General features: G+C 68.9%; 19 protein-coding genes. 13 read left to right on the forward strand and 6 right to left on the reverse strand.

Annotation, left to right across the window (positions count from 1 at the left end):
• Positions 1-54: 54 nt before the first annotated feature.
• Positions 55-1,074, reverse strand: coding sequence for a LuxR C-terminal-related transcriptional regulator (locus ACZ4LX_RS22095; protein ID WP_467637948.1), 1,020 nt, complete (start codon positions 1,072-1,074; stop codon positions 55-57).
• Between the two features lie 189 nt (positions 1,075-1,263).
• A complete protein-coding gene (locus ACZ4LX_RS22100; RefSeq protein ID WP_467637951.1) occupies positions 1,264-2,274 on the reverse strand; it encodes a helix-turn-helix transcriptional regulator in 1,011 nt (336 codons plus the stop codon).
• A 281-nt stretch (positions 2,275-2,555) separates the two neighbouring features.
• Here ACZ4LX_RS22100 and ACZ4LX_RS22105 point away from each other — a divergent pair, with 281 nt between their 5' ends.
• Positions 2,556-2,876: a Rieske (2Fe-2S) protein gene (locus ACZ4LX_RS22105; protein WP_136326604.1), complete on the forward strand. Its 321-nt coding sequence runs from the start codon at positions 2,556-2,558 to the stop codon at positions 2,874-2,876.
• Between the two features lie 195 nt (positions 2,877-3,071).
• Positions 3,072-3,938 (forward strand): hypothetical protein, encoded by an 867-nt coding sequence (locus tag ACZ4LX_RS22110; RefSeq protein WP_467637954.1) that lies wholly within the window; start codon positions 3,072-3,074, stop codon positions 3,936-3,938.
• Between the two features lie 31 nt (positions 3,939-3,969).
• Here the strand turns inward: ACZ4LX_RS22110 and ACZ4LX_RS22115 are convergent, their stop codons facing one another.
• Positions 3,970-4,374: a pyridoxamine 5'-phosphate oxidase family protein gene (locus ACZ4LX_RS22115; protein WP_467637957.1), complete on the reverse strand. Its 405-nt coding sequence runs from the start codon at positions 4,372-4,374 to the stop codon at positions 3,970-3,972.
• 173 nt (positions 4,375-4,547) lie between these two features.
• On the opposite strand from ACZ4LX_RS22115, the gene clpB reads away from it, so the two are divergent.
• A complete protein-coding gene (gene clpB, locus ACZ4LX_RS22120) occupies positions 4,548-7,142 on the forward strand; it encodes an ATP-dependent chaperone ClpB (RefSeq protein WP_467637960.1) in 2,595 nt (864 codons plus the stop codon).
• 173 nt (positions 7,143-7,315) lie between these two features.
• Positions 7,316-7,900, forward strand: a complete 585-nt coding sequence (locus tag ACZ4LX_RS22125; protein WP_467637963.1) for a type III secretion system chaperone family protein — start codon at positions 7,316-7,318, stop codon at positions 7,898-7,900.
• Between the two features lie 213 nt (positions 7,901-8,113).
• On the opposite strand, the gene ACZ4LX_RS22130 is transcribed toward ACZ4LX_RS22125, so the two are convergent.
• Entirely contained in the window at positions 8,114-8,395 is a 282-nt protein-coding gene (locus ACZ4LX_RS22130) for a response regulator transcription factor (protein ID WP_467721257.1), read from the reverse strand.
• A gap of 360 nt (positions 8,396-8,755) precedes the next feature.
• On the opposite strand from ACZ4LX_RS22130, the gene ACZ4LX_RS22135 reads away from it, so the two are divergent.
• From ACZ4LX_RS22135 to ACZ4LX_RS22145, 3 genes are all read left to right on the forward strand, one after another.
• Entirely contained in the window at positions 8,756-9,229 is a 474-nt protein-coding gene (locus ACZ4LX_RS22135) for an LLM class flavin-dependent oxidoreductase (protein ID WP_467637969.1), read from the forward strand.
• Positions 9,226-9,738 (forward strand): hypothetical protein, encoded by a 513-nt coding sequence (locus tag ACZ4LX_RS22140; RefSeq protein ID WP_467637972.1) that lies wholly within the window; start codon positions 9,226-9,228, stop codon positions 9,736-9,738. Before ACZ4LX_RS22135 ends, ACZ4LX_RS22140 begins: the two co-directional genes overlap by 4 nt.
• Before the next feature lie 134 nt (positions 9,739-9,872).
• Positions 9,873-10,451 carry a TetR/AcrR family transcriptional regulator gene (locus ACZ4LX_RS22145; protein WP_467637975.1) on the forward strand — a complete coding sequence of 193 codons (579 nt, stop codon included), beginning with the start codon at positions 9,873-9,875 and terminating at the stop codon, positions 10,449-10,451.
• 54 nt (positions 10,452-10,505) lie between these two features.
• Here ACZ4LX_RS22145 and ACZ4LX_RS22150 read toward each other — a convergent pair whose 3' ends face one another.
• Positions 10,506-11,795 (reverse strand): MFS transporter, encoded by a 1,290-nt coding sequence (locus tag ACZ4LX_RS22150; RefSeq protein WP_467637978.1) that lies wholly within the window; start codon positions 11,793-11,795, stop codon positions 10,506-10,508.
• Entirely contained in the window at positions 11,792-13,714 is a 1,923-nt protein-coding gene (locus tag ACZ4LX_RS22155) for an FAD/NAD(P)-binding protein (RefSeq protein WP_467637981.1), read from the reverse strand. The genes ACZ4LX_RS22150 and ACZ4LX_RS22155 overlap by 4 nt, the downstream gene beginning before the upstream one ends.
• Before the next feature lie 411 nt (positions 13,715-14,125).
• On the opposite strand from ACZ4LX_RS22155, the gene ACZ4LX_RS22160 reads away from it, so the two are divergent.
• From ACZ4LX_RS22160 to ACZ4LX_RS22185, 6 genes are all read left to right on the forward strand, one after another.
• On the forward strand, positions 14,126-15,370 hold the full coding sequence (locus tag ACZ4LX_RS22160; RefSeq protein WP_467637984.1) for a KamA family radical SAM protein: 1,245 nt from the start codon (positions 14,126-14,128) through the stop codon (positions 15,368-15,370).
• Between the two features lie 5 nt (positions 15,371-15,375).
• A complete protein-coding gene (locus tag ACZ4LX_RS22165) occupies positions 15,376-16,227 on the forward strand; it encodes an N-acyl homoserine lactonase family protein (RefSeq protein ID WP_467637987.1) in 852 nt (283 codons plus the stop codon).
• Positions 16,224-18,101, forward strand: a complete 1,878-nt coding sequence (locus ACZ4LX_RS22170) for an FAD/NAD(P)-binding protein (protein ID WP_467637990.1) — start codon at positions 16,224-16,226, stop codon at positions 18,099-18,101. The genes ACZ4LX_RS22165 and ACZ4LX_RS22170 overlap by 4 nt, the downstream gene beginning before the upstream one ends.
• On the forward strand, positions 18,064-18,531 hold the full coding sequence (locus ACZ4LX_RS22175) for a cupin domain-containing protein (protein ID WP_467637993.1): 468 nt from the start codon (positions 18,064-18,066) through the stop codon (positions 18,529-18,531). The genes ACZ4LX_RS22170 and ACZ4LX_RS22175 overlap by 38 nt, the downstream gene beginning before the upstream one ends.
• Positions 18,532-18,558: 27 nt before the next feature.
• Positions 18,559-18,960, forward strand: a complete 402-nt coding sequence (locus ACZ4LX_RS22180; RefSeq protein ID WP_467637996.1) for a VOC family protein — start codon at positions 18,559-18,561, stop codon at positions 18,958-18,960.
• 131 nt (positions 18,961-19,091) lie between these two features.
• Complete coding sequence (locus tag ACZ4LX_RS22185; RefSeq protein ID WP_467638000.1) at positions 19,092-20,561, forward strand: MFS transporter; 1,470 nt, start codon at positions 19,092-19,094, stop codon at positions 20,559-20,561.

Genomic DNA, 20,561 nt, shown 5'->3' on the forward strand with positions numbered 1-20,561 from the left:
GTCCGAACGCCCGGCGGGCCGGCAGGACCTGCGAATGTACGACGGAGGAGCCCGTCACCCCGGAACGCCAGGGGTGGCGGGCTCCTCCGTCGTGTGCCGCGGTGTCTGCTCGGCGATGCCCGACTGGACCAGTAAGGCGCCCAGCTGGGTGCGGCTGGTGGCGTTGAGGGTCCGCATGAGCCTGGCGATGTGGGCGCGGCAGGTGCGGACGCTGATACCGAGTTTGCCGGCCACCACCTGGTCCACATGTCCGTCGACGAGCAGGCGCGCGATGCTCTGCTGGACGGCGGTGACGGAGGTGCTCGCCGGGGTCGCCCTCAGGGCTTCGGTGAGGGGGGTGGCCTGGGCCCACAGGACCTCGTACACCTGGATCAGGTAGCGGACGAGCGCGGGGTGGCGGATCTCCAGGGCCACGTCGCGCTTGGCGTTCGCGGGGATGAAGGCCACCGTACGGTCGAAGACGAAGAGCCGCTCGACGGTCTGCTCGATGGTGCGGACCTGGATGTGGCCGGGTGGCAGTTCTCCCAGATACGCCTTGATGGACGGGCTGTAGCGGGCCGGGTGCTGGTAGATGTGGCGCATGGTGGTGCCGCGCTCGACCGTGGACAGGGCCCGTGCCAGCGCCTTCTTGAGCTGTTCCGCCGGGCGGCTGCTTCCCGGCTGGAGCGTCAGGATCTCCTCCCGCGCGCCGTCCAGGGCGTTCTCGATGGTCGCCTCGATCAGCGGGATGCCTTCGAGGACGGTGATGGCCAGGTTGGGGTCGGTGCTGGCGACGGATGCCAGCGGGGCCAGCGAGTCCGCCAGTGCGGCGGAGAGCCTGATGCGCTCGTGGATCTCGCGCATGACGGGCTGCAGCAGGTGGGAGAGGGCCGCGGAAGGCGGTACCGGACGTATCCAGGCGGGGTCCTGGGGATCGGGGTGCACCAGGGCCAGCTCGACCAGGCAGGGCGCGGGTTCCAGCGCGGCGCGGGGTATCCGTCCGGCGCGCAGTGCCTCGGTGTAGATCCTGACCGCCACGTCGCACAGCTCGCGGGCCCCGTGCGTGTGGGCCGGTCTGTCCTCATCCCTGCCCATTCGGGACCCCCCACTTTTGGCAGTGCAGCAAGATGACGGTGGCGGAAGCGGAGTCCGCGGGCCACTCTGGGCGTGTCGAGGGAGCCGGGAACTCCCTCGGCTGATCACAGGGCGCGGCCATACTCTCCCCCGTTGTGTGGCTGTGCCCGATCGGCCCGGGGATGCGGGGGTCTTTTGGGGCCGGCCCGGTCAGGAATCCTCATCGAGGATTCCTGACTGGGCGATCAGATAGCCGAGTTGGGCGCGGCTGGTGCTTCCCAGCACGGCGGACAGTTTGGCGACGTGAGCCCGGCAGGTGCGGACGTTCATGCCGAGTCTGCGGGCGATCGCCTCGTCGACATGTCCCTCCACCAGCAGCGTGGCGATGGCGCGCTGGACGCCGGTGATGCCGTCGCGGGCCGGATCGTACGGAGCCGCCTCGTTCAAGGGGACGGCCCTGCGCCACAGTTGCTCGAACACCTTCGTCAGGTAGGCGACCAGGCCGGGGTGCCTCAGTTCGAGGGCGATGGGCGGATCGTCCCGGACCGGGATGAAGGCGACGGTGTCGTCGCAGACGATGAGACGCTCGATGAGTTCTTCGAGCGTACGGATCTCCATCCGGGCGCCGGCCATCAGGTCGACGTAGGCGAAGGTGCGCTGGCTGTGCCTGACCGTGTGCTGGTACAGGGTGCGGACGCTGATACCGGAATCTATGAGAGGTTTGCTGCGGGTCAGCGCTTCTCCCAGGATCTCCTCGCTGCGTTTGCCCCCGGGCTGGACGGTCAGCACCTCGGTCCGGCTCTCGGCGATGGCCAGGTCGAGGGCCGCGTTGATCCGGTCGATGCCTTCCAGCACCGTGATGGCGTGGGTGGGCGAGGGGCTCTGGGCGCTGATGGCCATGAACGGTTCGAACGCGTCGGCCAGTTCCAGGGACGTGCGTCTGCGGTCCTGGATCTCACGTTCCAGTGGGTGAAGCCGCTGTGCCAGTGCTGCGGAGGGCGGAACCGGACGGAGCCACGAGGCGTCGTCCGGGTCGGGCAGCAGCAGACCGAAGTCGACGAGGCAGGGCGCCGGTCCCACCTCGGCGCGCGCGATGCGTCCGACGCTCAGGGCGGCCGCGTACAGCCTGACTCCATCGGTGCATAGGTTCGTGACCGAGTGAGTATGTGTCGGTTTCGTATCTGTTATAGGCAAAACTCCACCCCCCAGGGTCCTGAACATTCAGGAACATGATGCATCGATCCTGTGGCTTTGACGTGTCCGAATGAGCCATCGTCTCTTGTGGAGCGGGGGAGAGGAATTCATCAAGTGAGGACGAAGCCGACTATGTACAAGAGAATGCTTCGCTCAGTGCTTGGCACTGTGGTCGCGGCTGCTGCACTGCTGCTCGTGGCACATGTCTCTCCGCCGGACGTCGGGTGGGGCAATGTGCAGGCCGCCCCCGCCGACCTGCACCAGTCCGATGTCGGGTGGGGCAATTCCGTGGTGAACCGGGCAGAAGTGTGACCACGCCGCCGGACGACCGGACCTTCCGGCGCGAGATGGCAACCGCCTACCGCTCAGGGTGGCATTTCATCGACCTCGTCACGGCGCTTCCTCATCGTGGTGATTCGTTGATGGTCACTCTGTTCGGCGACCCGGTCGTCGTCGCCCGTGAGGACGACGGTGAACTGCGGGCCTACCGCTGCCTCCGCAAGCCGCGCGGGGCGCCACAGCCCGTGCGCTGCGCCATTCGGTACGACATGATCTTTGTGAACCTCGCACAGCGTGATCACCAGCTGTTCGAGCCCGAAACCATCTCCGCCACCCCCCGAAGTGCCTGAGCGATCCCCCGTCGTTCCACGTCGCTCAGACACTCCCCCACACAACGGCGCCACCGTGACCTGAACACGGTGGCGCCGTTGTGCTTCTCCCGGAGACATTCCGGTCGGAGCAGTGCAGAAGGTGTCAAACCGTGCCATCTGTGCGAGTGGGGCCACGGTCCTCCATGCTCCGCCCTTCCAGCCCAAGGGGCGTTCATGAGCGGACACGAGGTCGAAGAGCTGCCGGGCCGGCGCGGACGTGACGGCGACGCCGCGTACCTGGACAGGACGCTGCTCCATCGCGAGGTGGAGGCCTCCTTCGACGACACGGTGAACGGGAGGGTCCTGCTGGCGGTGTGGCTGAGGGCCGCCGCCGTGGCGTTCGGTGTGTTTCTCCTCTTCGGCTTCGCCGGGCTCGTCGCCCTGGCCGGTGATCCGCGGAGCGGTCTCGGGATCATGGGGATCGGCGCGCAGATCGCCGTGATCGCCTTCGTCGCCGTCCTCCTCGCGTCGAGGATCGCCGAGCCGGTCGGTGAGTGGCGGGTCCTGCTGCCCGGCCGGGAGGCGCACGCCGAAGCGGCGTACACCGAGATCGCCAGGGTCGTACGGGAGCGCCGGCTGCCGGTCGTGCCGGCGTTCCGCCGTATCCGTACCGGGGGTGAGTACTCCCGGGTGACCCACCGGATGGTGCTGCGGGACGGGAGCTACGCCGTGTATCTCTCGGTGTTCGCCTACGGCACCGGCCTCTACCTGGGCTGGGTGATGTTGCGCGAGCGGCGGGGCACCGAACTCGTCGGGCAGTTCCTCTCCGGCCTCGTCAGGGGCTTCGGTCCCGCCGACACGGAGAGGGCCGTGATGCGGACCGAGCCGCCGCGAGCCCTGCGGGAGGCGCTGCACGCCGCGGCCCGGGAGGGGCTGTACGTCGCCGTCGACGGACGCGCGGTCGCTCCGGAGGCGGCGTTCCCGCACGGTTTCCCGCTGATCGAGGAGGAGACCGCGGTCGCGCTCCCGGCCCAGGCACCCGTGCCGATGGCGCCGCCGCCCGTGCCGCCCCGCAAGCCCTGGGCGAAGGGCGGCAGCTGACGGCGGGCGACGGGCCGGAAAGCCGCTCTGGTCATCCCCGGCCGAGCGCCCGGTCCAGGGTGATCTCGATGACGACCCGGTCGGGGTTGGGCGACGGCGTGCGCGCGTAGCGCTCCATGTGGAGGCGTACGGCGGTCTCGACCCTGTCCTGCTCCGTACGGACCCTGGCGACGCCCTCCAGGGTCGCCCAGCGGGCACGGTGCACCTGACAGGCGGCGACGCGGGCGCCGTCCGGGCCCGCGGCCAGGATGTTGGCGACCTTGCGGCTGTTCCTGTTGGTGATGACGCGGGCGAGGCCGGCCCCGGGGTCGTACGTCACGCACACCGGCACCACGTGCGGGGTGCCGTCGGGGCGGGGCGTGGTCAGGGTGCACAGATGGGACTCGCGCCAGAACGCGAGGTACTCCGGGCCGGGGTTGCGTACGTCGACTGCCATGGTGCCAGCGTAGGCAGCCCGGGGCGGGTTCGCGGCGGCGGGCGGACGACGGGAGGAGGAGGGCGGCGGGGAAGTCTTCCTTTTCGCCTTGAGTGGAATAGACTCAACTTTGTGCACGTTGATCGTGTCAGTAATGAGGACAGGCCAGTCACCGCAAGGAGGAGAGAGCAGACGTGGACGCCGAGCTGACCAACAGGAGCCGGGACGCCCTCAACGCGGCCACCAGCAGGGCCGTGAAGGACGGGCACGCCGATCTGACCCCGGGGCATCTGCTGCTCGCGCTGCTCGCGGGTGAGGACAACGAGAATCTTGTCGATCTGCTGGCCGCCGTGGAGGCGGACCAGATCGCCGTACGCACCGGTACCGAGCGGCTCCTGGGCGCCCAGCCCAGCGTGACCGGCTCGACCGTCGCCCCGCCCCAGCCCAACCGCGAGCTGCTCGCCGTCATCGACGACGCCGCCCGGCGGGCCAAGGAGCTCGGCGACGACTACATCTCCACCGAGCACCTGCTCATCGGCATCGCGGCGAAGGGCGGCCGTGCCGGTGAGATCCTCGACGGGCAGGGTGCCAGCGCGAAGAAGCTGCTGGACGCGTTCGAGAAGAGCAGGGGAGGGCGCCGGGTGACCACTCCGGACCCGGAGGGCCAGTACAAGGCCCTGGAGAAATTCGGTACGGACTTCACAGCGGCCGCACGCGAGGGCAAGCTCGACCCGGTCATCGGCCGTGACCAGGAGATCCGCCGCGTCGTCCAGGTGCTCTCGCGCCGCACCAAGAACAACCCGGTGCTCATCGGTGAGCCGGGCGTCGGCAAGACCGCCGTCGTCGAAGGGCTCGCCCAGCGCATCGTCAAGGGCGACGTGCCCGAGTCCCTGAAGAACAAGCGGCTCGTCTCGCTGGACCTGGGCGCCATGGTCGCGGGCGCGAAGTACCGGGGCGAGTTCGAGGAGCGCCTGAAGACCGTCCTCTCCGAGATCAAGGAGAGCGACGGCCAGATCATCACGTTCATCGACGAGCTGCACACCGTCGTCGGCGCGGGCGCCGGAGGCGACTCCGCCATGGACGCGGGCAACATGCTCAAGCCCATGCTGGCCCGCGGCGAGCTGCGGATGGTCGGTGCCACCACGCTCGACGAGTACCGCGAGCGGATCGAGAAGGACCCCGCCCTGGAGCGCCGCTTCCAGCAGGTGCTCGTGGCGGAGCCGTCCGTCGAGGACACCATCGCGATCCTGCGCGGGCTCAAGGGCCGTTACGAGGCCCACCACAAGGTGCAGATCGCGGACTCCTCGCTGGTCGCCGCCGCGACCCTCTCCGACCGCTACATCACCTCGCGCTTCCTTCCCGACAAGGCCATCGACCTCGTCGACGAGGCGGCCTCGCGGCTGCGCATGGAGATCGACTCCTCTCCCGTGGAGATCGACGAACTCCAGCGCTCCGTCGACCGGTTGCACATGGAGGAGCTGGCCCTCAAGAACGAGTCCGACACCGCGTCCAAGCAGCGGCTGGAGAAGCTGCGCCGCGACCTCGCCGACAAGGAGGAGGAGCTGCGCGGCCTCAACGCCCGCTGGGAGAAGGAGAAGCAGGGCCTCAACCGGGTCGGTGAGCTCAAGGAGCGCCTCGACGACCTGCGCGGACAGGCCGAACGGGCCCAGCGCGACGGTGACTTCGACAGCGCGTCCAAGCTGCTGTACGGGGAGATCCCCGGCCTGGAGCGGGAGCTGGCCGAGGCCGCCGAGGCCGAGCAGGAAGCCGCGAAGGAGCCCAAGGAGACCCTGGTCAAGGAAGAGGTCGGCCCGGACGACATCGCCGATGTCGTCGGTGCCTGGACCGGGATCCCGGCCGGCCGTCTCCTGGAGGGCGAGACCCAGAAGCTGCTGCGCATGGAGGAGGAGCTGGGCCGGCGTCTGATCGGGCAGACCGAGGCCGTGCAGGCCGTCTCGGACGCGGTGCGCCGCACCCGGGCCGGAATCGCCGACCCCGACCGGCCCACCGGGTCGTTCCTCTTCCTCGGCCCCACCGGTGTCGGCAAGACCGAGCTGGCGAAGGCGCTCGCGGACTTCCTCTTCGACGACGAGCGGGCCATGGTCCGCATCGACATGAGCGAGTACAGCGAGAAGCACAGCGTGGCCCGGCTGGTCGGTGCCCCGCCCGGGTACGTCGGCTACGAGGAGGGCGGCCAGCTCACCGAGGCGGTCCGCCGCCGCCCGTACAGCGTCGTCCTGCTGGACGAGGTGGAGAAGGCCCACCCCGAGGTCTTCGACATCCTGCTCCAGGTCCTCGACGACGGCCGTCTCACCGACGGGCAGGGCCGGACGGTGGACTTCCGGAACACCATCCTGATCCTGACGTCCAACCTCGGCAGCCAGTACCTGGTCGACCCCCTGACCAAGCCCGAGGAGAAGAAGCGGCAGGTCCTGGACGTCGTACGGGGGTCGTTCAAGCCGGAGTTCCTCAACCGGCTCGACGACCTGGTGGTCTTCTCCGCCCTGTCCGGCGACGAACTCGCCCACATCGCGGGGCTCCAGATCGACCGGCTCGCCAAGCGGCTGGCCGACCGGCAGCTCACCCTCGACGTCACCCCGGAGGCCCTGGCCTGGCTGGCCGAGGAGGGCAATGACCCGGCCTACGGTGCCCGGCCGCTGCGCCGCCTCATCCAGACGGCGATCGGCGACCGGCTCGCGAAGAAGATCATCGCGGGCGAGATCACGGACGGCGCGACGGTCCGCGTCGACCGGGAGGGCGACGGCCTGACCGTCGGCCCGGCGGCCTGACCCCGTCACCCCGGTGGTCCGACCGGGGCGTACGAGGTGCCACCGGAACCTCTCGGCGGCCCCGGTCCCCACCGGCTGGATATCAGCTTGTGGCGGATCGGGGCCGTGCGGGCTTGCCATGCCCCGCCCGGCATGGGAGAGGATGGCAGCCAACCGCACGAAGGGAAATTACGGTGAGCATCGATCCGTCCTCGATTCCTAACTTCGGGGGCCAGCCCGAACCGCAGGCGGCAGGACCGGAAGGCCCCGTCGTCCCTGATCAGGACCTTGTCAAGCAGCTCCTGGAGCAGATGGAGCTGAAGTACGTCGTCGACGACGAGGGCGACCTCGCGGCGCCGTGGGAAGACTTCCGCACGTACTTCATGTTCCGTGGCGAGGGCGAGCAGCAGGTCTTCTCGGTCCGTACGTTCTACGACCGCCCGCACGCCACGGACCAGCGCCCGGTCCTCCTCGACGCGATCGACGACTGGAACCGCCGCACCCTGTGGCCCAAGGTCTACACGCACACCCACGAGCCCGAGGAGGGCTCCGAGGACACCGGCTCCTCGGTCCGGCTGATCGGTGAGGCGCAGATGCTCATCGGCACCGGTGTCTCCCTGGAGCACTTCGTCTCCTCCACGGTCAGCTGGGTGCGCGCCTCCATCGAGTTCGACAAGTGGCTGCTGGAGCGCCTCGGTCTGGCGCCCGCCGAGGAGAAGGCGGACGACGCGGCTGCCGCTGCCGCTGCCGCCGAGGAGCAGGACGCTCCCGGCGCCTGAGCCGCACACGATGCCCGTACGGCGCGGGGGCGGTCCGGTCGGACCGCCCCCGCGCCGTGCTGTGTCACCGGTGAACCGGGCCTTCGTCGTGGTGGAGGCCGTGAGGGTCCGGAGCGTTTGCGACGCCCGGTCCGATGGCGCCCAGGTGCCCCGCGCTCGTAGCGCTTCGGTGCCCCGGCCTTCCGTCCCCCTCTTTTCCGGTCTCCCGGTCCCTCAGTTCATCCAGCCCCTCTCGTGGGCGAGGAGCGCGGCCTCCACTCTGTTCGCGGCGCCGAGGCGGCGCATGATCGCGGCCAGGTGCTTGCGGTAGGTGCGCACGGACACACCGAGATGGCGCGCCGCCGTCTCGTCCTTGTCGGCTTCCCTGAGCATGGCGAGGATCCTGCGTTCGATGTCGGACGGCATGTCCGTTTCCTCGCCCGGCAGTTCCTCCGAGGCCTCCCACATGCGTTCGTACAGCGTGACCAAGGTGGCCACCAGACCGGGTTCGCGCACGAGCAGCGCCCCGCCGAGGTCCGGGCGGGGTCGATGGGGGTCAGCGCGGCCGACCGGTCCACGATGATCACGCGCTCGATCGGGTGATGGGAGATCCGCACCTCGGCCCCGTGCGAGAGCAGCTCGCTCATGTAGGTGAGGGTGGTGTCGTCCCCCATGATCGCCGACCCCATGATCATGCGTATGCGCACCCCCCCGGCGCAGCAGCCGCATGTTGATCGGGTGCGAGACGGCGATCGACTCCTTGGTGAGCAGCCCGGTCGGTTCTGTGGTCATGTCCTCGGTCCGGGCGAAGAAGGTCAGCTCGTCGATGGCTTCCCGGACCGCTTCCACACCGTGCAGGTGCGTGATCATCCGGCCGTGTCCTTGGGCATCCGCGAGGGGCGGCCGAGCGGCCGACGAACGCTCATGGACGGCCCGCACTTCACCTTCCGGGGGCAGCTGGCTCCGGTCGTGGCACCCAGGGTCGACGTGGGCCTGGGAGTGCTGCGTCCGGGCATGGCCCGGCTGGCGGGCGAGGTGGCGGACGTCGTGATCACGTGGCTGACGCCGCCCGGATATCTGCGGGACGTCATCCTTCCCGCGGTGGCCGAGGGCGCCGAACGGGCGGGGCGGTCGTCGATGCCCCGTGTCGTCGCCATGGTTCCGGCCGGACTGGAGAAGGAAGGCCGCGAGGGGGCCGGGCCGGAACGGCTGGCGCTGGCCGGCAACGCGGCACACATGCAGGCCACGCACTACCTGGACATGCTCACCGATCGTCCAAGCACCCGAACCACCTGCACCGGCCGAATCGCCAGAACCGTACGAACCACCCGGAAGGAACCCCCCCCATGACCGCCTCCCGTACCCGCACCACTCTCGCCGCGACGCTCGCCGTACTCGCCGCTGCGGAGGTGGTACTGCTCGCCAGCGACACCTCCGACGGCGTCCGCTACGGCGTCGGCGCGGCACTCGTCGTCGCGATCCTCGTGCTGGTCGCCCGCCTCGCCAAGGGCGGCCCCACCCACTCGCCTCGCTCCTCACCTTCTGACAGTGCACGGGCCCCATGTGTGTGGGCCGGCCTGCACGACCGCCACCCTCTCTCCTCACGCGGAGCCGTCATGAACCCCTCCCACCCCGTATCGATCACCGGTCCGGCCGGAGCGCCGCCGGAAACCGCGGCGATCCGTTTCGTCGCGCTTCTTCCGGACGGATGGCATGCCGAGGTCGGCGAATTAAAGGAGAACCGTGTCCGTCTCCTGATAGTGCCCCCGCACGTGACCACGGCATCCGAGGTCGTCCGCGCCGCCGCCGACATCCTGTCCAGGCCCGGCCTCCAGGGGTGGCACCTGGCCGACGACTGACGTGCGGGGGGCGGCGATGGAGTACGCGCCCTTCGGCCGGCAAGGCTTTGACGGACCGGTCCCGCGCTGCCCGCTTCCGGCAGCGCGGAACCCACGGTCATATGAGTGTAACGAGTAGTATGTACAATGGCTTCATGAGTAAGAAGGAGGCGTTGACACGAGCAACGGCCGATCTGCTGTGGGAGCGCGGATACACCGGCACGAGCCCAGCCATGATCCTGGATCGCGCGCACGCAGGGCAGGGAAGTATGTACCACCACTTCTCCGGCAAGGCGGAGCTCGCGGTCTCGGCCATGACCTATATGAGCGATGAGCTCCGCTGCCGTGCCGAAGAAGCGCTCTCGGGCGAGGGGTCGGCCACGGCACGAGTCCTCGCCTTTCTCGACCTGGAGCGCAACCCGCTCGCCGGCTGCCGCATGGGACGCCTGGCTCAGGACTACGACATCGTCACCGATGCCGAACTGCGCGCGCCGACGGCGGACTTCTTCACCTGGCTCGCCGACCGCCTGTCCGCGGTGCTGGCGGACGGGGTCCGTACAGGTGAGCTCGTGCCCAACACCGACCCCGCCGCGATAGCTTCTCTCATCATCGCGACGGTGCAGGGCGGATACGTCCTGGCCCGCGCGCACCAGGACCCTGCTGTCTTCAACCAGGCAATCGATGGAGCCAAGCAGGTACTGGCGACTCTCGCGTCCGGCCCCGGTCAGGGCTGACCGCTCGTATCCGTCCGACGCCGACGGCACCCGCTGTTCGTGCGGCCTGCTCCGTCAGAGCGTGCTCCCCCGCTCCGGCGTGCGATCGGGGGCGTGTTTCAGGCGTGGCGGGCCCACCGGTGCCGCGCCACAGCGCCCGAGCCCTGCCGGAACGTGGCTTCGCGCGACGAGGACGCAGACCGAAGCGGTGGCGCCCGCCGCCGTCAGCGCCCACCAGGCGGCATCCGGGCTCACGGTGAACAGCAGGCCGCACAGTACCGGACCGGCTGCCGCCCCCAGGGAGACCCCCATCTGGCTGTGGGCTGTGGCCAGTTGCTCCCGGTCGGCGTAGGGCAGACCGATGACGTAGTGCAGCAGGCCCGCCCAGCCCCAACCGCCTCCGTACGCGAGCAGAGCTCCCACGGTGGTCACCGCGGGGGCTCTGTCCGTCAGAAGCGCCGTACCCGCCGCTCCGGCCACGAACAATCCCGTCAGAGCGGCCCACGCGGTTCCGGGTCTCCGGCCGACCAGCCAGCCCGCCGCCAGACGGACCACGATGTTCAGAGCCGCCCCGGCGGTCGCCACCGCGCCGGCGGCCGACAGCGACGCACCGCGCGAGGTCAGCGCAAGAACCAGGAATCCCCCCAGGCCGTTCCCGACCATCGCACCGAAGAAGCCGGCGCAGCTGAGGGCAATCAGAAAGGCGTCCCAACGCAGCGGCTCCCCGGCGCGGCGTTCCATCGGTGCCGAGGGCGGCGCGCCCGTGGACCTGTGGAACACGAGAACACCGACGCCGCCCACGCCGCACACCACGGCCGTTCCGGCGAACACGGACCGCCAGCCGACCGGGCCGGCCAGTGTCGGCATCGCCACGCTGGCGAGAAGGGTCGCGGCCGGCACGGCTGCTTGTTTGAGACCGAAGGCGAGTGCGCGCAGCCGGGGCGCACACCTCCGCATGAGAAGAGCATTGGTATGCGGTTGGGTGTAGCCGTAGGCCATACCCCCGATGGCCGAGCTGATCCACAGGCCCGCGACCGGAACCAGCGCAGCGGAAAGCAGTCCCAGGCAGGTGGCGCACAGTGCGACGGCGAGCGCGCGTTCCACTTCCGGTGCGAAGGCGGCACGTTTGCTGAGGAAGGCACCCGACAGGGATGCCATCCAGTACGCGGCCAGGATGGCCCCCATCCGTGCCGAACTCCAGCCGAATTCGGCAGAGATCAGGCCGTTCGCGGCCCCGGGCAGGAAGACGGGCAGCGAGGTGAGAACGGTGACTGCCGCGACGCCCGCGGCTGTCGCCGTGCCTGCCCGCCGACGGCTGTCGGGGCGGCCGTCCCCACGCTGGCCGGAAGGGGCGGAAGTGCTCACGGAACGTGTGCCCCGGCCCGGCCGAGGGATTCGACCGACCCGCGGTCGAGTAACGCGTCCGCGACCGCGTCCGCGTCGCCCAGCGTGACGGAGTCGACACCCGGCCGGACGCCCGCCGCGGTCGCCCAGTGCACACCCTCTGTGGGGACACCGAGTGCGAACCGTCGGGGATGTGCCTTCCCGTGTGCGTCCAGGAGGCGACTCGGCCGCTCCGTCACAGCAAGGGCTCCGGTCTCGAAGTGACTGCCGTCCGGGTCAGGGATGCGATGCAAGGACGCCTGGCCGGTCTCAAGGAGCCGCCGCAGCAGCGGATCGGTGGTTTCACGGACGTCCGGGGTCTGTATGCGGGCCTCGACGAGGGTGGTGACCGTGATCGGCGGCCCCGGGACGACGGGCGATGAGACCAGGAAGCCACCGGATCCCGCCGCCGGCGTGACGCGCATGCCCGGCCCCACCGGCCGTATGACACCGGCACGGACGAGTGCGGCCATCTCGGCGATACGACGTCTGGGCGGGCCGATCGAGAGGCTGGCGTTGAACGACGAATACCAGCCGCTCAGTTCGTCGCGGTAGGAGTTCCCGGTGATGCCTCCGTGGTCGACGACCTGACGGATCTCGTTCCGCAGGTCGCGCAAGACATCGAGGGCGGCCTTGACCGGGTCGTCGAGGTTGCCGCCGCCGGCCCTCGCGGCATCCTGCTCCAAATGCGCCACGAGCCAGCGCTCGAACGTCTTTCGGCTGCGCAAGTCCTGTTCCGTGTAGGGAGTCTCGACCGCTTTCCAATCCCAACGGTCGCCCTCGGCGATGCCATGGTGTCTCAGTAGCCGATCGTCCGGACGGCTCTCCCCGGAGAAGAGTAGGTAGTCCCGCAGAAAACTGGCCGTCGTCCCGTCCGGCACGCCACGCCCACGCAGGAGCACTTGGTAGTAGACGGCTTCGACCTCGCGGGCGATCAGAGGCCACACGTCTCTGCGGAAGCGAAGGCTGTCCCGTGACCTCGCGCGTTGCCGCAGCTCACGGATCACCCGGGCGGTGAGCAGCATCGGCTGGTGCCGTTCGCCCCAGCCCTTCTGGTTGTCACCACGCGCCTGGTAGGGGATACCTCGCCGGGAGCCCACGTACAGGCGTGGCTCCTGGCCCGAGGCGCGGTAGTCGAGTTGTCCGTCAGCGCGTTCCTCGAAGACGCCGCCACGGCCCTGGGTAAGGAGGCTCTGGTAGTCGAAGAACGTCAGCCCGAGCCCGCGGAGGCCCACCGGCTCGCCGGGGGCGATCGAGTCGAGATCGACCTCGGCCGGGTTTCCGGGCGGGATGTGGCGCGCGCCGCGGTGACGCCGAGGTGCGGGGGGAGGCGTGGCCGGCAGATGCCCTTGGGCGAGCACCACCGCGTCGAGCCGCAAGCGGTCGCCTCCCGCAAGCCGCAGTACCTGCTCCACGCCGTCCTCCACCAGTTCGACCGCGGTGTCCCGGTGGACGTGTACGGACACATGCCGCGGCGCCGTCTCCACGGTCCGTTGAAAGGCCCAGCGCAGATAGTGGCCGTACAGAGCGCGCGTCGGATAGGAGTTGGGCCCCAGGCCCCGCGCTTGCTCAAGAACGTCGTCCGGGTATGTCCCGGCCGCGCCCATCTCGACGAGCAGGGACGCCCACTCGAAGAGGCTGGGCCCCGGCACCACCGGGCCGGTACACGTGACACTCGCGTCGGTGAACACCGTGATCTGCTCCGAAACCGTGTTCATCAGCAGATGCGCGGACTGGTCGGTCCGCCACACCCGGCCGGCCCCGGCCGGATGCGGATCGATGACATGCACGGTCACCGATCCGGCCCCCGGGTCCTCACCCGCGTTCGCGCACAGCCGTTCCAGCACGGTAAGTCCGCGCGGCCCCATCCCCACGATGCCGACGCAAAGTCGACGGTTCAATGGAATTCCCCCCAGCTCTGCCGGCCCCTGATTCTGCCCTTGCCGATCATAGGTACCGAGGAACCAATTGATGCAGCCTCCGCGCAATTCATTCAGGTTGCGCATGAATGGCTTTGATGCGCTGGGTGAATGAATGGGGCGGCGAACCTATTTCTCATCCTTGCGGCCCGCTGGCTAGGTTCCTTGAGTGGCAAGCGGGAGACGCCCGCTGAACCATGCCCACCCGGAGGGTGAGCGCGGGAAGTAGAAATCGCGCGGGAGCCTTGCGCTCACCCTCGCCTTCCGTGATATGGACGGAGAATTCTCATGAGTAACTCCAGCCCTGTCAAATACAAGCCGTACAATCGCTCTTCGATTCAACGGGCGCCGCAGTGGAAACTCATTCCCCCCGACCTCCGTGAGGCTGTGGAGGTGGTGACCCACGTCCTGCCGTTCAGAACCAACCAATATGTACTCGACCAACTCATCGACTGGGACCGCGTACCCGACGACCCGATATTCCGGCTCAACTTTCCGCACCCGACGATGCTGGATCCGGACGACTACACCGTCCTGCGTGACCTGGTGCGGTCCGGCGACAAGCAGCAGCTGGCGAAGCAGATCCACGTCGCCCGTTCGCGGATGAACCCGCACCCGGCCGGCCAGCTGACGCACAACGTGCCCCAACTGAACGGCGAGGTCGTCCCGGGGATCCAGCACAAGTACGCGGAGACCGTTCTCTTCTTCCCGAGCGCCGGCCAGACCTGCCACGCCTACTGCACGTTCTGCTTCCGCTGGCCGCAGTTCGTCGGTGAGGACGACCTGCACTTCGCAGCCCGCGACGCCGAGGGTCTCACCGCCTACCTCAAGCAGCACCCCGAGGTCACCGACGTCCTGATCACCGGGGGCGACCCCCTGATCATGCGGACGGCCACCCTGGAGCGTTACCTCGAACCGCTCCTGGCGCCCGAACTCGCCCACGTCCAGAACATCCGGATCGGCACCAAGGCGGTTGGGTACTGGCCGCAGCGTTTCGTCAGTGACGTGGACGCCGACGACCTGCTCCACCTGTTCGAGCGTGTCGTCGGTGCGGGGAAGCATCTGGCGCTGATGGGGCACTACAACCACCCTGCCGAGCTCCGCCCCGCCATCGCGCAACAGGCCATGCGGCGCATCACCGGGACCGGCGCCGTGGTCCGCATGCAGTCCCCGGTACTGCGTCACATCAACGACGACCCGGGCGCCTGGCACGAACTGTGGACCCAGGGCGTCAGGCTGGGCGCCATTCCCTACTACATGTTCGTCGAGCGTGACACGGGAGCGCGCTCCTACTTCGAGCTGCCGCTGGCCGAGGCGTACGAGATCTTCCGCACCGCCTACGGGTCCGTGTCCGGGCTCTCCCGCACCGCGCGTGGCCCGTCGATGAGTGCGTTCCCCGGCAAGGTACTCATCGACGGGATGCCGACGATCCGGGGCGAGAAGGTGTTTGCCCTGCAACTGCTCCAGGCGCGTCAGGGCGATCTCGTACGGCGTCCCTTCTACGCGAAGTTCGATCCGGAGGCCACCTGGTTCGACGACCTTGTGCCTGCCTTCGGAGAAACTCACTTCCCCTTCGAAGAGGCGCCGGCGACGGACCGTTCCACCGTCGCCCGGCCTCTCGATTTCGCCGGGGCGTGAGCCGAATGGCCGAGGACACGCATCCGACGTACGAGGTTCTGGCGCTCCGGTTCGGCACGCACGCCGACCGGCCGGCGCGGGACAACTTCCTGGTCGACGAAGGCCAGTTCGCCCGGGGCAGCGACATGCCCATGGACTTCTACCTCTGGGTGATCCGCAACGACCGGCACCTCCTGCTGGTGGACACCGGTTTCCCCCAGGAGATGGCGGTGCGCCGCGGGCGAACCCTGTTCCGGGACCCCGTCGCCGCGTTGGCCGACCTGGGAATCGCGACCCAGGACATCGCCGACGTCGTGATCACGCACATGCACTACGACCACGCGGGGAATCTGGACCGCTTCCCTCACGCACGCATACACCTCCAGGAGGAGGAGCTCAGGTTCTGTACCGGGCCCGCCATGCGCCACCACATCGTGCGCAAGCCGTTCGAAGCCGTCAACGTGCAGTCCGCTGTCCAGGGCCTGTTCGAGAACCAGTTGGTGCTGCACCGAGGCAAGGCGGAGATCCTGCCCGGTGTGACCGTGCACCCGGTGCCGGGTCACACCCCGGGCACCCAGGTGGTCCGGGTGCCCACGGAACGCGGCTGGGTCGTGCTTGCCAGCGACGCCACCCACCTGTGGGCCAACATCCGGCTGCGCAGCCCGTTCCCGATCCTCGACCACCTCACGCCCATGCTGGAGGGCTACGACACCATCGAGGCACTGGCCGACGGCGACGACCACATCATTCCCGGCCACGACCCGCAGGTGGCCCGGCGATTCCCCCGACTTCCCGGTGCGTCGGACTGGGTCTGCCTCCATGAGAAAGCCCTCGACGGACTGGAAGCCACCGCGACGGCGAGCGGAGCGAGGCCATGATGCTCCGGCAGGTCCACCGGATAGCCATCATCGGCATGGGCCCGCGCGGCCTGGGGATTCTGCGGCGGCTGTCCGAGCTCGCCGGCGAACTGCCCGAAGGCCGCGTGCTGGACGTCCACCTCATCGATCCGGGTGAGGGCGGTCAGGGCGCGCACCCCGCACGCCAACCGGCCCACCTGTTGACCAACACCCTGGCCAGTCAGGTGACCATGTTCAGCGGCGACCGAGGGCTCTCGTTCACCGAGTGGGCGGTAAGCAACGGCTACCGGGAGTTCGCCACCGCGTTCTACCCCACGGGTGGCGATGCGGGCGACGCGGTGGGGGAGCACACCTATCTGCCGCGACAGATCCTCGGCTCGTACCTCAGCTGGGTCTTCGACGAGACGGTACGGTCGCTGCCGCCCGCGATCCGCGTGGTGCACCACCGGGACCGCGCTGTCGACCTGGAGGCCCGGGAAGGCGGAGGTTTCGCCCTCCATCTGTCGAAGGGCCACGTCCTGCCCAGCGACTACGTCTTCCTGGCCACCGGGCATTGCGAGCGGATCCCCACCGAGGAGGACCGCGCGTACGAGGAGTTCGTGCGGGAGCACGCCCCCGTCAACCCCCGGCTCGTCTACTGCCCCAGTCCGTACCCGGTCGACCGACTCCAGGAGATCGCCCCGGACTCCGTCGTCGCGGTGCAGGGCTTCGGACTGACCGCGCACGACGTGATCTCCGAACTCACCGTCGGCCGCGGCGGCCGGTTCCACGGATCCGGTTCGGAAACGGAGTACCGCCCATCCGGGCGCGAGCCACGCATCCGGCTGTTCTCACGCCAGTGCCTGCCCTTCGCCGCACGTGGGGTGAACCAGAAAGGGCTCACAGGTCAGCATCGGCCGCGCTTCTTCACCAAGGAAGCCGTGCAGAGCCTGAGGGAGCAGGCGGCGCGGCTCCGTGGTGACCCCCGGCTCGACTTCGAGGAAGAGGTTCTGCCGCTCCTGCTGAAGGAGATGGGGTACGCCTACCGCACGGTGCGGGACCGGTTCCCCGGCGCGGAAGAGGCGGGCGAATTCACCTCGGACGGCCCGCGGGCGTTCGAGGCGGTCCTCGATCCGCTGCGTGGACGGGAATTCGAGAACCAGGGCGCCTTCGACACGTTCTTCACGGACCACGTGGAGCGTGATTTGGAGCAGGCCGAGCTGGGCAACCTGACGAGTCCCTTGAAGGCGGCGACGGACGTCATTCGTGACACCCGGGCGAGCCTGCGGGAAGCCGTCGAGTTCTCCGGTCTCACCCCCGCCTCCCATCGGACGTTCAATTCCAAGTACGTCGGGATCATGAACCGGATCTCGTTCGGACCGCCCCGCCACCGCAACCACCAGCTTCTCGCGCTCCTGCGAGCGGGCGTCGTGGATCTGGCCGGCGGACCGGGGTGCCGGGTGGTCCTTGACCGGGAGGCGTCCCAGTTCGCCATCCGGACCGACTACGCGGACGGGGCGGAGACCAACCACGCCGATGCGCTGGTCGTCGCCCGGCTCGACGCCTTCCACCCCGAGCGCGACAGGTCGACGCTCACCGCGAACCTCGTGAAGCGCGGTGTGGTCCGCCCGTACGCCAACGGCTCGTACGAGCCGGGTGGCATCGACATCGACGAGCGGGGCCGACTCGTCACGGTGGCCGGCAAGCAGCTGCGCACCGCCTGGGCGGTGGGCTATCCGGTCGAGGGGCCGCGGTTCTACACCCATGCCCTGCCCCGGCACGCGATGGCCTCGCAGTTCATCAGAGATGCCGATCTGTCCGTGCGCGACATGATCGCGCACATCCGAGACCGAAACGATGTACCCCGGGAGGAAGAGCATGTCGGTGCAGACCGGAAGCCAGTTTCCCTACCATGAATTCCGGAAACGCCATGGGTCCGAGGAACCGGCCCCCGTTGTCTGGCGATGGGCGGACCTGGCCAAGGAGATCGAGGCGGCCGAGCACACGCCCTACGGGACGCTGACCCTGGCCGCGCCCGACGGGCGCCACGAAATCGTCCCGGGTACGTCGATGACCTTCCAGGAAGTTCAGCCGGGCGGGCGCACCACACCTCACGCGCACTCCTGGTGGCACCTGTATTTCGTACGGTCCGGATCAGGGTCCGTGATCTTCGACGACACTCAGGAGACGGTCGAATTGAGGGAGGGCGACATCATGCTCATCCCGGCGTGGTCCGTGCACCACTTCGAGAATCGGGACGGGACGACGAACCTGCTCCTCCTCAACATGTCGAATCTGCCGCAGTTGGCGGGCCTGCACAACAACTTCTCGAAAGAGAACGCGTAAACAAATCAGCCGGAGAGGGAGGCACACATGTTCAAGCGGATCGACCACATCGGCGTGATCGTCGACGACATCACGGAGGCTCGGGCGTTCCTGGAGAGCGTGGGGATGCGGCTGGAGCGGGCCCAGGACGTGCCCGAGCGGAACGTGAGGATCGCCTTCTACCGCTGCGGAGAGGGGCGGATCGAGCTCATCGAGCCGACCACGGATGAGGCCCGCCGGCGTCGGCTGGGCGAGGGCAACCAGGCCCGGATCGAGCACATCGGGGTCGAGGTCGACGACGTATCCCTGATCATGCAGGCCGTTCAGGGTCTCGGGGTCGAGCTCACCACCGGCGATCCCGTCCCGGTCGGGCCGAACCTCAATGCCTGGACCCAGCCGCAGACCTCCAACGGAATCCAGTTCCAACTGGTCCAACGGGACGCGGTCTGAGGGCTCTCCCGCAGGACGACCGCGAGGGCGCCCAGGGGCCCGCGCAAGCGGCACCTGGTCGCCCCGCAGGGCCAACACCCCTGCGGAAGTCCGAGTTGCGGGCTGTACATACTAGTAGTTACAGTCGTGGAGTGGATTCCTTGAAGACGTCGTCTGCGATCGATCCGGCTCCGGCCGTGGAGCGGCGCGGCTTGTCCGAACTGCGCGGGAAGCGGCCGGGCTGGATGCTGGCCTCGCTGCTCGGAGGCATGTTCCTCGGAAACGTGGACATCGCGGTGGTCAACGTCGCGGTCCCGTCGATCCGTGACCGCCTGCACGCGACCAGCGGCGAGCTGGGGCTCATCGTCTCCGGATACACGCTGGCGTACGCCATGCTGCTGATCACTGGCGCGAGACTGGGTGAAATTCGCGGCCGACGCTGGACGTACCTGGTCGGACTCGCCGTCTTCACCCTGTCGTCGCTGGCCTGCGGCCTCGCTCCCAACAGCGCCACTCTGGTGGGCGCTCGCGTGGTGCAGGGCGTGGGCGCGGCACTGATGGTCTCCCAGGTGCTGACGGGTATTCAGGTTCACTTCGACGGCTCCGCCCGTCGTCGGGCTCTGGGGGCGTACACCGGTGTCCTCGGGGCGAGTTCCGTCATCGGTCAGGCGCTGGGCGGGGTCCTGGTGTCCGCCGACATCATGGGGGCCGGATGGCGGCCCATCTTCCTCATCAACGTCCCGATCGGCGTCCTCCTGATGGCTGCCTCGTACGTCTTCCTGCCGGACGACACGACGTTGCAACAGAAGAAGCTGGACGCACCCGGTGTCGCGCTGCTGTCGCTCGGGCTGTTCCTCCTGGTGACCCCGCTGGTCCTCGGCCCGGACGCCGGCTGGCCGCTGTGGACCTGGCCGTGTCTCGCCGCCTCCCTGCTCGTGTTCGCCCTGTTCGCCAGAGTGGAACGCGACATCGCGCGGCGCGCGGGGGATCCCCTGATGAACGTCGCCCTGCTCGCCCGCAAGCATGTCGCCCTCGCCCTCGTCTCCCAAGCCGCCACTCGCGCCGCCTACTTCGCGCTTCTCTTCGTCGTCGCGCTCTATCTTCAGCAGGGGCTCGGCAAAAGCGCGGTCTACTCCGGCCTGATCCCGATCGCCTGGGTGGCAACGTTCGCCCTGGTCGGCCCGATCCTCGGCCGCGCCGGAGCACGCACCAGAATGCTCGCGGCCCCGATGGGCGGTCTGCTGATGGCTGTCTCGTTCGCCGCCGTGGCGGCCGGGGCGCAAAGCACGGGCTGGCTGATCGTCCTCCTCGGCATCGGCGGCGTGGGTTATGGGGCGGCGTTCAGCGGAACCCTGGCCCACCTGACCGAGTCCGTCGACGCCCGCTACGCGCCGGACGTGAGCGGTCTGTTCAATACGACACTTCAGATCGGCGGCACCCTGGGAGTGGCCGTGATCGGCACCGTCTACCTGGATCTCGTCACACGAGGCACGTCACCGGCTGGTGCGTTCAGCATGACCAGCGTCGCTCTGGCGACCGTATCGATCGCCGCCTCGGTACTGATCCTGTTCGCCGAAAGGGCCACAGCCGGAGCCGACCGGCACGAGGCCGCCGATCGGTGA

The organism is Streptomyces sp. NPDC026062 (assembly GCF_055568375.1).